15 protein-coding genes are annotated in these 11,324 nt (G+C 58.9%); 5 read left to right on the top strand and 10 right to left on the bottom strand.

Annotated features, from left to right (window positions below; translation table 11 throughout):
- Nucleotide 1: 1 nt before the first annotated feature.
- Nucleotides 2-277, top strand: coding sequence for an Lrp/AsnC ligand binding domain-containing protein (locus OPU69_RS18755; protein ID WP_150126426.1), 276 nt, complete (start codon nucleotides 2-4; stop codon nucleotides 275-277).
- A gap of 34 nt (nucleotides 278-311) precedes the next feature.
- On the opposite strand, the gene OPU69_RS18750 is transcribed toward OPU69_RS18755, so the two are convergent.
- The 7 genes from OPU69_RS18750 to OPU69_RS18720 form a co-directional block, all read right to left on the bottom strand.
- Nucleotides 312-668 carry a copper-binding protein gene (locus OPU69_RS18750; protein WP_069052212.1) on the bottom strand — a complete coding sequence of 119 codons (357 nt, stop codon included), beginning with the start codon at nucleotides 666-668 and terminating at the stop codon, nucleotides 312-314.
- Nucleotides 665-3,796, bottom strand: a complete 3,132-nt coding sequence (locus tag OPU69_RS18745) for an efflux RND transporter permease subunit (RefSeq protein WP_069052211.1) — start codon at nucleotides 3,794-3,796, stop codon at nucleotides 665-667. Before OPU69_RS18745 ends, OPU69_RS18750 begins: the two co-directional genes overlap by 4 nt.
- Entirely contained in the window at nucleotides 3,793-5,028 is a 1,236-nt protein-coding gene (locus tag OPU69_RS18740) for an efflux RND transporter periplasmic adaptor subunit (protein WP_110300432.1), read from the bottom strand. The genes OPU69_RS18745 and OPU69_RS18740 overlap by 4 nt, the downstream gene beginning before the upstream one ends.
- Nucleotides 5,025-6,251: a TolC family protein gene (locus OPU69_RS18735; RefSeq protein ID WP_069052209.1), complete on the bottom strand. Its 1,227-nt coding sequence runs from the start codon at nucleotides 6,249-6,251 to the stop codon at nucleotides 5,025-5,027. Before OPU69_RS18735 ends, OPU69_RS18740 begins: the two co-directional genes overlap by 4 nt.
- A 79-nt stretch (nucleotides 6,252-6,330) precedes the next feature.
- Nucleotides 6,331-6,597 (bottom strand): hypothetical protein, encoded by a 267-nt coding sequence (locus OPU69_RS18730; RefSeq protein WP_069052208.1) that lies wholly within the window; start codon nucleotides 6,595-6,597, stop codon nucleotides 6,331-6,333.
- Nucleotides 6,598-6,665: 68 nt separating this feature from the next.
- On the bottom strand, nucleotides 6,666-7,037 hold the full coding sequence (locus tag OPU69_RS18725; RefSeq protein WP_069052207.1) for a hypothetical protein: 372 nt from the start codon (nucleotides 7,035-7,037) through the stop codon (nucleotides 6,666-6,668).
- Nucleotides 7,038-7,134: 97 nt separating this feature from the next.
- Nucleotides 7,135-7,590, bottom strand: coding sequence for a MerR family transcriptional regulator (locus OPU69_RS18720; RefSeq protein ID WP_069052206.1), 456 nt, complete (start codon nucleotides 7,588-7,590; stop codon nucleotides 7,135-7,137).
- A gap of 80 nt (nucleotides 7,591-7,670) precedes the next feature.
- Here OPU69_RS18720 and OPU69_RS18715 point away from each other — a divergent pair, with 80 nt between their 5' ends.
- Both OPU69_RS18715 and OPU69_RS18710 read left to right on the top strand, forming a co-directional pair.
- On the top strand, nucleotides 7,671-8,042 hold the full coding sequence (locus tag OPU69_RS18715) for a hypothetical protein (protein ID WP_069052205.1): 372 nt from the start codon (nucleotides 7,671-7,673) through the stop codon (nucleotides 8,040-8,042).
- On the top strand, nucleotides 8,035-8,259 hold the full coding sequence (locus OPU69_RS18710) for a GDCCVxC domain-containing (seleno)protein (RefSeq protein ID WP_083231704.1): 225 nt from the start codon (nucleotides 8,035-8,037) through the stop codon (nucleotides 8,257-8,259). Before OPU69_RS18715 ends, OPU69_RS18710 begins: the two co-directional genes overlap by 8 nt.
- An 811-nt stretch (nucleotides 8,260-9,070) precedes the next feature.
- Here the strand turns inward: OPU69_RS18710 and OPU69_RS18705 are convergent.
- The 3 genes from OPU69_RS18705 to OPU69_RS18695 are packed head-to-tail and all read right to left on the bottom strand — an operon-like array spanning nucleotide 9,071 to nucleotide 10,166.
- Nucleotides 9,071-9,409: a YnfA family protein gene (locus OPU69_RS18705; protein ID WP_069052229.1), complete on the bottom strand. Its 339-nt coding sequence runs from the start codon at nucleotides 9,407-9,409 to the stop codon at nucleotides 9,071-9,073.
- 2 nt (nucleotides 9,410-9,411) lie between these two features.
- Nucleotides 9,412-9,762 carry a DUF3147 family protein gene (locus OPU69_RS18700; RefSeq protein WP_498513003.1) on the bottom strand — a complete coding sequence of 117 codons (351 nt, stop codon included), beginning with the start codon at nucleotides 9,760-9,762 and terminating at the stop codon, nucleotides 9,412-9,414.
- Nucleotides 9,762-10,166, bottom strand: coding sequence for a MerR family transcriptional regulator (locus tag OPU69_RS18695; protein ID WP_498513001.1), 405 nt, complete (start codon nucleotides 10,164-10,166; stop codon nucleotides 9,762-9,764). The genes OPU69_RS18700 and OPU69_RS18695 overlap by 1 nt, the downstream gene beginning before the upstream one ends.
- A gap of 83 nt (nucleotides 10,167-10,249) precedes the next feature.
- Here OPU69_RS18695 and OPU69_RS18690 point away from each other — a divergent pair, with 83 nt between their 5' ends.
- Both OPU69_RS18690 and OPU69_RS18685 read left to right on the top strand, forming a co-directional pair.
- Entirely contained in the window at nucleotides 10,250-10,876 is a 627-nt protein-coding gene (locus tag OPU69_RS18690; RefSeq protein WP_498513036.1) for a cation efflux transmembrane domain-containing protein, read from the top strand.
- Nucleotides 10,873-11,324, top strand: a 452-nt coding sequence (locus tag OPU69_RS18685) for an Rv1443c family protein (protein ID WP_498512999.1), incomplete at its 3' end; no start/stop codon positions are given. The genes OPU69_RS18690 and OPU69_RS18685, both read left to right, overlap by 4 nt.

The raw sequence follows: 11,324 nt of genomic DNA, 5'->3' as shown, positions 1-11,324 counted from the left end.
AATGGCTGATCGTCTTCGATCTCAACGGCACGATTGCGGGCAGCAAGCAGCCCCTGTCGCCCGAGATGGCGGCGACGCTTTCGCGCCTGCTGGCGCGGATTTACCCGAATTTGTCAGAGCAGATCGAGTGATTGGCCAAGACTGTTTCATTGCGAAAGTCGTGGTCAATGATGAGCACGAACTCCAAAGCGTGGTTGATCGCTTCGTGCCGTTCGCATCGACCGATACGGCCATCATCCAATCCTTTCCAGTCGTCCGATGCCTTCCCAAACTCTAGCGGATCGCGCGGCGGACTCTGATGCTAAAACGCTTTATCGCTTCTGGATCGACGTCACTTCCCCGGCATTGCCAATGACGGTCAGGTTGAAACCAACCTTGTCGCCCACGGCAATGCCTTTGAGCAGTTCTGGCTTAGCGGAGAAGCCCATCGTCATCGCAGGCCATTCAACGGCAGGTATCGCGTCATGTTCGAGAGTGATTTTGCCGGATGCCGGGTCGATCGCTGTGACAGTTCCGGTGCCTTTGGCCATTTTCGCCTCAGCGGGCATGGCCATATCAGCCATCGCGTCAGTAGAGGTTTCAGCCTTGGGCGCTTCGGCGGGCTTGCCGCAGGCGGTCACACCGAGTGGCAATGCGAGCAATGTCGCGGTCATCAGTATATTCTTCATGTCGTTTCTCCTTGGTGTTGAACTTCAGTTTTCTGCCTGCGCATCAGCAGGTATGCGGCAGGGATAATCAGCATCGAAAGCAGCGGTGCGGTAAGCATCCCGCCGATCATCGGCGCGGCGATGCGGCTCATCACTTCGGACCCGGTGCCGCTGCCGATGACGATGGGGAACAGGCCAGCAAGAATGACGGCGACCGTCATCGCCTTTGGGCGAACGCGGAGGAGCGCACCTTCGCGGACGGCAAGCTCGACATCTTCGGGCTTATGTTCGGCCAGCGCGTGTTTGAGGTAGATCAGCATCACCACCCCGAACTCCGCCGACACGCCTGCCAGCGCAATAAACCCGACGCCGGTTGCAACCGACTGGTTATAGCCGAGCAGATAGAGCAGCCACACACCACCTGTGAGTGCGAACGGCAATGTCGCCATGATGAGCGCAGCTTCATCCCAGCGCCGGAACGTCGCGTAAAGCAGTGCGAAGATGATGAGCAATGTTGCCGGGACAACGATCTTCAACCGCTGTGTTGCGCGCTCAAGAAATTCAAACTGTCCGGTATAGGCGACACTGATTCCGGGCGGCAGCTTCACCTTTTCTGCCACAGCCCGTTGCAAATCACCGACAATCTCGGTCAGCGCGCGGCCCCGACCGTCGATATAGACCCATGTTGCGGGGCGGCCATTTTCACTGCGCAGCATTGGCGGGCCGTTGGTGATGCGGACATCGGCCACCGTTCCGAGCGTGATTTGCTGGCGTGAAGGCGTCAGCACTGGAAGGTTGATGATGTCGTCCAGACTGTCGCGGATTTCGCGGGGGTAGCGGACGTTAATGGGATAGCGAGCCAGCCCTTCGACGGTTTGACCGATCACCTCTCCTCCAATTACGCCCGATACGATGGCCTGCACATCGGCGACATTCATGCCATAGCGTGCGGCGCTCGCACGGTTGATGGCAACGTCGATATAGCGGCCTCCCGACAGCCGTTCGGCCAGTGCCGAGCTTATCCCCGGCACGGTTTTAGCCACCGCCTCGATCTCACGCGCGGTGCGGTCAATCTCATCGAGGTTCGAGCCGGAAACCTTGATACCGATCGGGCTTTTGATACCCGTCGCCAGCATATCAATCCGGTTGCGGATCGGTGGAATCCAGAAATTGGCGAGGCCCGGCACTTTGACGACATCATCGAGCGCATCAATCAGCTTGTCCTGCGTCATGCCTGCGCGCCATTCGCTCTTGGGCTTGAACCGGATCGTGGTTTCAAACATTTCGAGCGGTGCGGGGTCGGTTGCGGTATCGGCGCGGCCTGCTTTGCCAAACACGCTTTTTACTTCTGGCACGGTCTTGATGAGGCGGTCGGTTTGCTGGAGTAGCATCGACGCTTTGGCCGTCGAAATCCCTGGAAGCGCTGAGGGCATATACAGCAAATCGCCTTCGTTCATTTGCGGCATGAACTCGCCGCCGGTCTGCCATATCGGCCACAGGCTGGATGCGAAGACGAGGCCCGCAATCAGCAAGGCTTGCTTGGGCTTCTCCAATACCCAATCGAGCGCGGGCCGGTAAATGCGGGTCAGCCAGCGGTTAATAGGATTACTGTCTTCAGCGGGAATCTTGCCCCGAATGAGCCAGCCCATCAGCACAGGAACGAGCGTGATCGAGAGGATTGCCGCTGCCGCCATCGCATAGGTTTTGGTGAATGCAAGAGGCGCGAACAGCCGCCCTTCCTGTCCCTGTAACGAGAAAATGGGGATGAACGAGAAGGTGATGATGAGCAGGCTGAGGAAAAGTGCTGGCCCAACTTCGGCAGCGGCATCGGTAATTACGCGCCAGCGTTCCTCGCCTTTCAGTTCGCTGTCAGGGTTTTCATGCGCCCAGCGTTCGAGATGCTTATGGGCGTTCTCGATCATCACAACCGCTGCATCAACCATCGCGCCGATAGCTATCGCGATGCCTCCGAGTGAGAGGATATTGGCGTTCAACCCTTGCACCCGCATTACGATGAAGGCGATCAGGATGCCAAGCGGGAGCGTGAGGATCGCCACCAGCGCCGATCTTGCGTGCCATAGGAACAGCCCGCAGACGAGCGCGACAATCGCAAATTCCTCAAAGAGCTTGGTTGTGAGATTCTCGACCGCACGGTCGATGAGGCCCGAACGGTCATAAGTGGTGACAATCTCGACCCCCTTGGGAAGACCAGCCTTCAATTCTGCCAGCTTGGCTCGCACGCCCTCGATGACTTCGCGGGCGTTCTTGCCCTGTCGCATGACAATAACTCCGCCCGCGACTTCGCCTTCACCATTTAGTTCGGCGATCCCGCGTCGCATGTCGGGACCGATTTGCACCGTCGCGACATCACCGACCGTGACTGGAATGCCACCCGATGCACTGCGCACCGGCACAGCGCGGAAATCATCCAATGTTTTGAGATAGCCTGTGGCGCGGACGACATATTCGGCCTCGGCCATTTCAACGACCGCACCGCCTGTTTCCTGATTGGCGCGTTTCAGTGCGTCGGAGACTTCGCTTGCTGTGACACCGTAGGAGGCAAGTTTTTGCGGATCGACCACGACCTGATATTGTTTGACCATCCCGCCTATGCTGGCAACTTCAGCCACACCGGGAACGGCCTTTAACTCATAGCGCAGGAACCAGTCCTGAATGCTGCGGAGCTGTGCTAGATCATGCCGCCCGGTCTTATCGACCAACGCATATTCGTAAATCCAGCCTACGCCAGTCGCGTCGGGGCCGAGTGAGGCGGTCGCACCCGTTGGCAAGCGACCCTGCACTTGGCTGAGATATTCAAGAACGCGACTGCGCGCCCAATATAAATCCGTGCCATCCTCGAACAGCACATAGACAAAGCTGTCGCCGACGAATGAATAACCGCGCACGACACGCGCTCCGGGAACCGACAGCATCGTCGTTGTCAGCGGATAGGTGACCTGATTCTCGACAATCTGCGGCGCTTGGCCCGGATAGGTCGTGCGGATGATGACCTGCACATCGGAGAGATCTGGCAGTGCATCGACAGGCGTTGTTCGCACCGCGCCGATGCCGATGATTGTCAGGACGAGTGCCGCAACCACGACCAGCCCGCGCGTCTTGACCGACCAGCGGATGATAGCTTCAATCACTTGGCACCTCCGAGCGGGCGAACTTCGATGCCGGTCAGGCTCGCTTCGGAATCGAGCAGGAACTGACCCGACGCGACAACTTTCTCGCCAACGGCCAAGCCTTCGATAATTTCCGTCTGTCCACCGCCTTCACGGCCCGTTCTGATTTCTGCCGGATGATAACGGCCATCTCCCATTGCCAGCATCACGATCGTGCGTGTGCCGGTGCGGATGACGGCTTCGCTTGGAACGAGCAGCGCTGGCCTTGCATCACCGCCAAGCGCCACGCCTGCAAACATGCCTGGGCGAAGACGACCGCCGCGATTGGCAAGCTCGATACGGATGGTGAGCGTGCGGCTGTCGGCTTGTGCGGTGGGTAGGATGGCTATGATCCGCCCGCCAAATGTTTCGCCGGGAAACGCGGTAAGTGTAGCCGCAGCACTTTGCCCAATCCGCACTGCTCCTGCCTGTGCTTCGGGAACAGCAGCATTAAGCCAGACCGTGCCAAGCCCTGTTACCTGCGCGAGCGTTTGCCCCATCGCGAGCGTCACGCCAGCGCGCGCATCAAGGGTCTGGATTACGCCTGAAATCGGCGAAGTGATGGTGATAGTGCCATTTGTTCGCCCGCTACGCTCGACGCTGGAAATGAGGCCGTCGGACATGCCCATCAGCCGCAACCTTTGGCGCGCAGCGGCGGTCAGATCAGATCTTCCCAGACGCTTGACGCTCAAAAACTCAGTCTGCGCGCCGCCCCATTCGGGCAATTGCACATCGGCAATCGGCGCGCCTGCACGCACCACGTCTCCGGGCGCGCGAGCATAGACGCGAGACACGAAACCGCCCGAGCGCGCCTGAATGATCGCTACATCGCGTTGGTTGAAATCAACGTTGCCGGAGACGTTGAGGGTAGCGGCAAGACTTCCCATTTGTGCGGGAACAATACGGATACCCAGATTCTGCATGGCAGACGGGTCAATGCTAACGCCCTGCGCCGCCCCCGAAGCTGCGCCGCCGCCATCTGCACATTTGGGTTCAAGCTCCATATCCATGAACGGCGATTTTCCGGGCTTGTCGAATTTTTGCTGCGGAAACATCGGATCGTAGTAATAAAGAGCCTCGCAGCCATCTGCGCTTTTAGCAGGCGCAGCGGGAGCCTCCCCGCGCTGGCCCAAATAATATCCTCCACTACCTGCAATCAAAGTCGCAGCCAGTATTCCAGCACGCCACCGCGCTGCGTGTGTCGTGTCGGTCATGGCCGATCTCCCGCATAAGTTAAGTTGATACGAATAGCGTCGCGGGCAACTTCGGCCTCGCGGACGAGTAAATCGACTTCGGCCTCGGCAACCGTGAGTGTTGCCAGCAACGCCGTTCCCAGATCGACGGTGCCAGCACCGTAGCTGTCAAAATCGAGCTTTGCCCGCTTCCGGGCAAGCGGCACCAGATTGTCACGCGCATTTTCCATACGCGCATGGTGCATCGCGTGTTCGGCCAGATCGCCTTCCAGCGCCGCAATCGCTTCGCGTTCGCCAGCCAACCGGTCGAACCGCGCGCGTTCGGCTTCGCTTGCCCGAGCCGCAATTTTGGGGTCTTGGCGCTTGCGCCCGAACAGCGGCAGGTCAATCGAGACACCGACCGAGAACAGATCACCGTAGTTGGGTTCACGGCGACCGTAAGTTGCGCTGACCTTCCAATCAGGCGTCTTGTCGGCGCGGGCGAGCCGCGTTTCGGCATCCATCGCGGCAGATTGGGCGTCAAGCGCGCGCAGACTTGGCAGATCGCTTATGCTTGAGAACAACGCGCTGCGGTTGATTGTCAGTTCGGGCGGCGCTCCAGCGACCGATGGGTCGGGATCACCGGTATAGCGTGACAGCCTTGCCCGTGCCTTTGCAATCTCTGCCATCAATGCACTGCGGCGATCATTCACTTGAGCGCGCAATTGGTCGGGTTCGAGGGATTGAGAAGGCCGCGCACTGCCCGAGGTAAGCCGCGCGGTCACCGTCGATTGGAGATCACTGAGACTTTCGTCGAGCAATTTGAGTTCGTTCAGTTGCCGCTCTCCGTAATAGAGATCGACCCAAGCGAGCGCAGTTTCCAAACGGATGTTCCGCGCCTCCACCTTAACCCCGGCTTCGGCGATGCCAATATCAGCACCCGCCCGCGCGGCGCGTGCATGGCGTTTGGCAGGATTGATAAATTGCTGGCTCACGCCAATCGTCGTCATTGTGAAATCGTCGCGATTGAAGCGTCCGGCATCTGGTCCCGTTACTGGAAAGTCACGAATACCGATGTCCAGCGTCGGATCGGGCAGCCGGTCAGCCGCAATCGCGGCAGACTGCGCGGCGGTAACGCTTGCCTCACGCCCTTTCAGACTCGGAGCCTCGCTTTGCGCGCGCTGAAGCGCAGCGTCGAACGTCAGTGGTTCGGCATGAAGCGTTGCAGGCAACAAAAGCAACGCCGCGCCAATAAACTTGCGCATGAAATATCCCCCTTTTACCGTGAGAGCCGAACGGGACCGCCCCGACCCACGCTCGAAGCGCAGACCGGGACGTAATCCGTCAGCCTTTGGAGGGAGAAGAACCCTTGCCGGGCATCATCATGCAATCGGCTGCAGCGACCTTCATCATGTCGCAATCGCAATTGGCCATCTTGGTCTGGTCATCCTTGACCCAGACCCGAACGCGCGATGGCAGGTTCGACTTGTTCGGACCCGGAGTCGGGCGTGATTGCCATTCATAGTGGCCGGCGCCGCGATCATTTGCCGCTTGAGCCGATACGGAGGTGAATGCCGCGAGTGTTGCAGCGATTGTCAGTAAAATTTTCATGTTGAATATCCTTGGTTGAATCAATTTTGCGCCCGCAGCAGCATCAAAGCTGCCGGACGCCTGTTGGTTCAGCCAAGGATAGAGGGGGGATCGGGTATGGGAGCTTCGTTGCGCCCGATCAGGACCGGGCTTGCAGCCAAGTCAAAGGAAGACGTGGCACTGACCGGCGCATCAACGGCAATTGGCAATGTGCCAAGCCCCACCAGTGACGTGCAGCCGACCATCGCAAAGCAGCCAGCCTTCATATCCTTGCAGGGCGGCGCATTGTCGCGCGATTGCTTTCCGGCTTCCATGCAGTCCGCCATACCGGCCATCGCCGAGGCGGCGACGCTCTGCTCCTGCTGCATTTCAGCGCAAGGCGGCGACGCATAGGCCACGCCCTGCCACAAGAGGCCAAGAATGGCCCCAAGCAGCAAGAGATGGCGTAACAGCATTTTCATTTGATACCTAAAATGGCCGGGTGGATGACAATTGTCAATTCGCATTACCGTTCCCGAAGGTTACAGCTCAGAATCCAACCCTCGCAATTACTTGTCCTTACATGGACTTAGGTGTTAATTGGCCATGTTCGCCGGTTTTGTATGTTCCGCTGAGCGTCGCAAGGATCGGGCACCCCTGGAATATATCCCGGTCGCAAGCACTGATTGTGTCGGTGAGAACTGCCTCCATTCGCTTGAGGTCGTCGAGCCGTGCTTTCACATTGTTAAGATTCGACAGCGCAATTGCCTTGGCGTCAGCACAGGCATCAACGCCATCATCCGATCCGGATTTCGTCAGCCTGAGCAGATCGCGAATTTCCTCAATCGCAAATCCCAGCGCGCGAGCGCGCTTGATGAAGCGCAGGCGCTCGGCATCCTCGTAGGTGTAATAGCGATAACGCCCGCGCCGCTCGGCAAGCGGGATGAGTCCGATCCGCTCATAATACCGTATCGTTTCAATGTTGCATCCGCACTGCTGCGAAAGCGGGCCAATTGCAAATACTTGCCGGGTCAATGTCTGCCTTCAAAAAACGCTTGAGTCTGTAGTGGCTACAGACGGTATATGGTAGGTTATGATTCGACAAGGATATTGACATGCCCGACCAACCTAGCCCCCAATTCGACACCGCCAAACTCAGCGGTGCAACGCTGCTCACGTTGAGCGGCATCGGCGCAGCGTTCGGCGTAGCGGCCTGTTGCGCTCTGCCAATAATGCTCGCGGCGGCCGGCATCGGAACCGCCTGGCTAGCCGGGATCGCTTCCGTCACCGCGCCTCAGCGTGATATTTGGATCGCGGTCAGCGCCCTTTCCTTGCTGATTTCGGCCTTCATGCTCTGGCGCACCCACCAAAATGCCGTCCGGTGCGGCGGTGTCGCAGCAAGCTCGCCGCGTTGGTTGAGAATTGCTCTCGCCGCAGGTTTAGTGGCGGGGACGGTTTTGCTAGTTGCAGGCATCGTCTATGTCTGATCCAGCCATAGTCCTCCAATCCATGCTGACCTGCCCCGAATGCGGCACACAGAAGGTCGAAACCATGCCGACGGACGCTTGCTGGTTCTTCTACGACTGCACCGGTTGCCAAAAGCTGCTGCGTCCACTGGCAGGCGATTGCTGCGTCTTTTGCTCATATGGAACGGTAAAATGCCCGCCAATCCAGGAGGGGAGCGGGTGCGACACTTGCGGATAGCAGCCTATGGACTCTGTAGTTGCTACCAAGTTTAGGCGGCTGCTCAGCTCGCGATATGTCGAGAGGCATGTTGGATGACTGGCATTTATTGTGAAAGCGCCTTCAGGAGCGAGACGGACGGTCTTTTTGGTTGCCATGCTCCCGCTTGAGGCAACTTACGTGGTGAATGGCGGCGCCCCAATAGCTTTCGTGGTCGACCGCAGCAGCGGCTGCAGCAATTGCACAGATAACGAAAGCCAATGGTGTCACAGCTATTTCCTAGCCTTGTTCCAGAGGCTTCCGGAAAGCCGCGTTTTGTCTATGGACATCCGCGATCTTTTATCGCTCCCCTATCTGCCTTTTCCAACCAAGTTCCCGCCCTTGTCAGATGGAAGGCCGGCCCCGCCTCCTCCTCAAAGGCTCCGCTGATCCATCCAGTTCAATATCAACGAAGATACCATCATGAAAAGGTCTATTTTAACCGCAGCGGTGCTGCTTGGTTCCAGCTCGGCGGCATTTGCCGCTGCGCCGGATCAGGTTGCATCGCTGGCCATGTCCTGCTGCGATCTCGTGCTCGCTTGCTGTGATGTGGCCATGAGCTGCTGCCCGTAAGGGAATGACCAGAGCATGAGGGCGGGCGTCCGGTCTCTGACCGGGCGCCCGCCTTTTTTATGGATCGCTTCCGCTCGAGCGTGTGCGCGGCAAAGATCCTGTCAAGACTTGTCAATTATGGGAACGGAAGCTTTGTTATCAAAAAGGTTCACCGCATGTTATTACTAGGTGCCTGTTAAATCGGGCTGCGGCGCGTCTCATTGCTGGAAATTGGCTCCCATCACGCTGATCGTCCCGGCCCCAAAAGGATCAACCCGGCCCCGGCGAGGCAAATTGTGGCTCCGATGACATCCCAGCGGTCGGGCCGTGCACCTTCCACCGTCCAGAGCCATGTCAGCGAAGCGGCGATGTAGACACCGCCATAGGCTGCGTAAGCGCGCCCCGCGACGGGCGTATCAACGAACGTAAGTAGCCACGCGAATAAGGCTAAGGAAACCATGCCCGGAAACACCCACCACACGGGCTTGTCGAGGCGCAGCCATGCCCAAAAGGCGAAGCAGCCCGCGATCTCCGCAAGCGCGGCAAGGGCATAAATGATTGCCGTTGGCAGGTTAGACATCGTCATAGCTTCAATCCAAATCTTGGGCCTGCCCAGACCATTGACGCGTAAAGCGCCATTGTCACAATGCACCCCGCAATTAGCGCGGGCCAGAATCCGACACCACGCTTGAGCAAGGCAGAGATGACAAGAAACATCGGTAGGCTCGGGAGCACATACCAGAATGTCGCGGCGGAATGCTCGGCCAGGCCCGCCAAGTCTTGTGTGTCGCGCCAAATCCAGATCATACCCAGCACTGAAATCAGCGGCAACGAAGCGATCAGCGCACCGGTACCGGGATTGCGCCGCGCGGTTTCTGAAACGATCACGATGATGATGGCAGATGCGACGGCTTTGATGAGCAGATAATACATCAAGCTGTGCCCTTTCCGCGCGGGGCCAGGGTTTCTATGATCTTGCAATCGGCCACCGTCCCGTGACGGCAGGACCCAATGACCCGGTCAAGCTCGCCGCGCAGCGCTCTCAGATCGGCGATCTTGCGGTCGATTTCGGTGAGGTGGACGCGCGCAATCCCGTCAACAGCATCGCAGGATTGGTCCTTGTCATCGGACAGCGTGAGCAGTTCGCGCACTGCTTCGAGCGTGAAACCGAGATCGCGGGCGCGGCGGATGAACGACAGGCGTGCCAGATGGTCATTGCCATAGGCACGGTAATTGGCACTTGTCCGTGCCGGTGGCGGCAACAGCCCGATCTTTTCATAATAGCGCACCGTCTCGACTTTTGTCGCCGTGGCGCTCGCGAGCTCGCCAATTTTCATTGCCACTCCTCCGGGCTTGACCCTGTAGTTGCTACAGGGTGTAGATAGAGTGCCGACTCGGGAGTTGTCGAGGAGGCAAGATGATGGCTGATGATTGCTGCAAGGCCGCGTGCGGAACGACGGCAACGTTGAATGACCCGCGCTGGCGCAGGGCTTTGTGGATCGCGCTCGGCGTCAACGCCGGCATGTTCGCTGTCGAGATAGCGGCAGGTGCCGCTGCTGACAGCCGCGCGCTGCAGGCGGACGCGCTCGATTTTCTGGGTGATGCTGCCAATTACGCGATCAGCCTGCTGGTTGCCGGGATGGCGCTGGCATGGCGCGCGCGGGCTGCCCTTGCCAAGGGGCTTACTCTCATCGGCCTGAGCGGTTGGGTCTTGATCACAGCGGTCTTAGCGGCATTGGGCGGAACTGCGCCCCAACCTGAACTGATGGGGATCATTGGCGCGCTCGCGCTCGCAGCCAATGCTGGCGTCGCCATCATGCTCTACCGCTTCCGCACCGGAGACGCGAACTTGCGTTCGGTCTGGATCTGCTCGCGCAATGACGCGATCGGCAATATCGCCGTGATGGCGGCCGCACTTGGCGTGTTCGGTACCGGGACGGCCTGGCCCGACCTTATTGTTGCAGCGATCCTGGCGCTGCTCGGGATCAGCGGCGGCATTCAGATTGTCCAGCAGGCCCGGCGTGAATTGGGGAGCGTTGCGACATGAAGGTTTCCCGATCGACACATATCGCGCTCAAGCCGGAAACTGTCTGGGCAGAAGTCCAGACGGCGGGCCTGTTGCAGCATATCGCTTGGCCGCTGGTGCGCTTCATCCCGGTCGATGACGCGGCGTTCGAGAGCTTTCAGCCCGGCGGGCGCTATCAGGTTAAGCTCCGCCTCTTTGGCATAATTCCCTTCGGGACCCAGTGGATCGTGAGCTCGCTGCATGAACCTAAGGGCACCCAATGGCCCAAGCGACTGCGTGATGATGGCTATAGTGCCCTCATCTCGAAGTGGGATCATTGGATTACGGTCGCGCCGGACAAGGACGGCGGGACGCGTTACAGCGACGAAGTCGAAGTTTCAGCCGGAGTCCTAACCCCGTTCATCTGGGCCTTCGCGCAAATCTTCTATTGGCACAGGCAGCGACGCTGGCGGGGTCTTGCCAAGAGCCT

The sequence above is a fragment of the Blastomonas sp. 34TW genome, assembly GCF_059803595.1.
Note: the sequence above shows the minus strand (reverse complement) of the source record. Positions and strands in the feature narration are given on the sequence as shown.

What these genes read in the sequence shown, in the direction of transcription:
- OPU69_RS18755 (WP_150126426.1), top strand. Translation starts at nt 2, where the DNA reads ATGGCTGATCGTCTTCGATCTCAACGGCACGATTGCGGGCAGCAAGCA.
- OPU69_RS18700 (WP_498513003.1), bottom strand. Translation starts at nt 9,762, where the DNA reads ATGTATTATCTGCTCATCAAAGCCGTCGCATCTGCCATCATCATCGTG.
- OPU69_RS18725 (WP_069052207.1), bottom strand. Translation starts at nt 7,037, where the DNA reads ATGAAAATGCTGTTACGCCATCTCTTGCTGCTTGGGGCCATTCTTGGC.
- OPU69_RS18705 (WP_069052229.1), bottom strand. Translation starts at nt 9,409, where the DNA reads ATGTCTAACCTGCCAACGGCAATCATTTATGCCCTTGCCGCGCTTGCG.
- OPU69_RS18735 (WP_069052209.1), bottom strand. Translation starts at nt 6,251, where the DNA reads ATGCGCAAGTTTATTGGCGCGGCGTTGCTTTTGTTGCCTGCAACGCTT.
- OPU69_RS18740 (WP_110300432.1), bottom strand. Translation starts at nt 5,028, where the DNA reads ATGACCGACACGACACACGCAGCGCGGTGGCGTGCTGGAATACTGGCT.
- OPU69_RS18715 (WP_069052205.1), top strand. Translation starts at nt 7,671, where the DNA reads ATGCCCGACCAACCTAGCCCCCAATTCGACACCGCCAAACTCAGCGGT.
- OPU69_RS18695 (WP_498513001.1), bottom strand. Translation starts at nt 10,166, where the DNA reads ATGAAAATTGGCGAGCTCGCGAGCGCCACGGCGACAAAAGTCGAGACG.
- OPU69_RS18690 (WP_498513036.1), top strand. Translation starts at nt 10,250, where the DNA reads ATGGCTGATGATTGCTGCAAGGCCGCGTGCGGAACGACGGCAACGTTG.
- OPU69_RS18750 (WP_069052212.1), bottom strand. Translation starts at nt 668, where the DNA reads ATGAAGAATATACTGATGACCGCGACATTGCTCGCATTGCCACTCGGT.
- OPU69_RS18710 (WP_083231704.1), top strand. Translation starts at nt 8,035, where the DNA reads ATGTCTGATCCAGCCATAGTCCTCCAATCCATGCTGACCTGCCCCGAA.
- OPU69_RS18730 (WP_069052208.1), bottom strand. Translation starts at nt 6,597, where the DNA reads ATGAAAATTTTACTGACAATCGCTGCAACACTCGCGGCATTCACCTCC.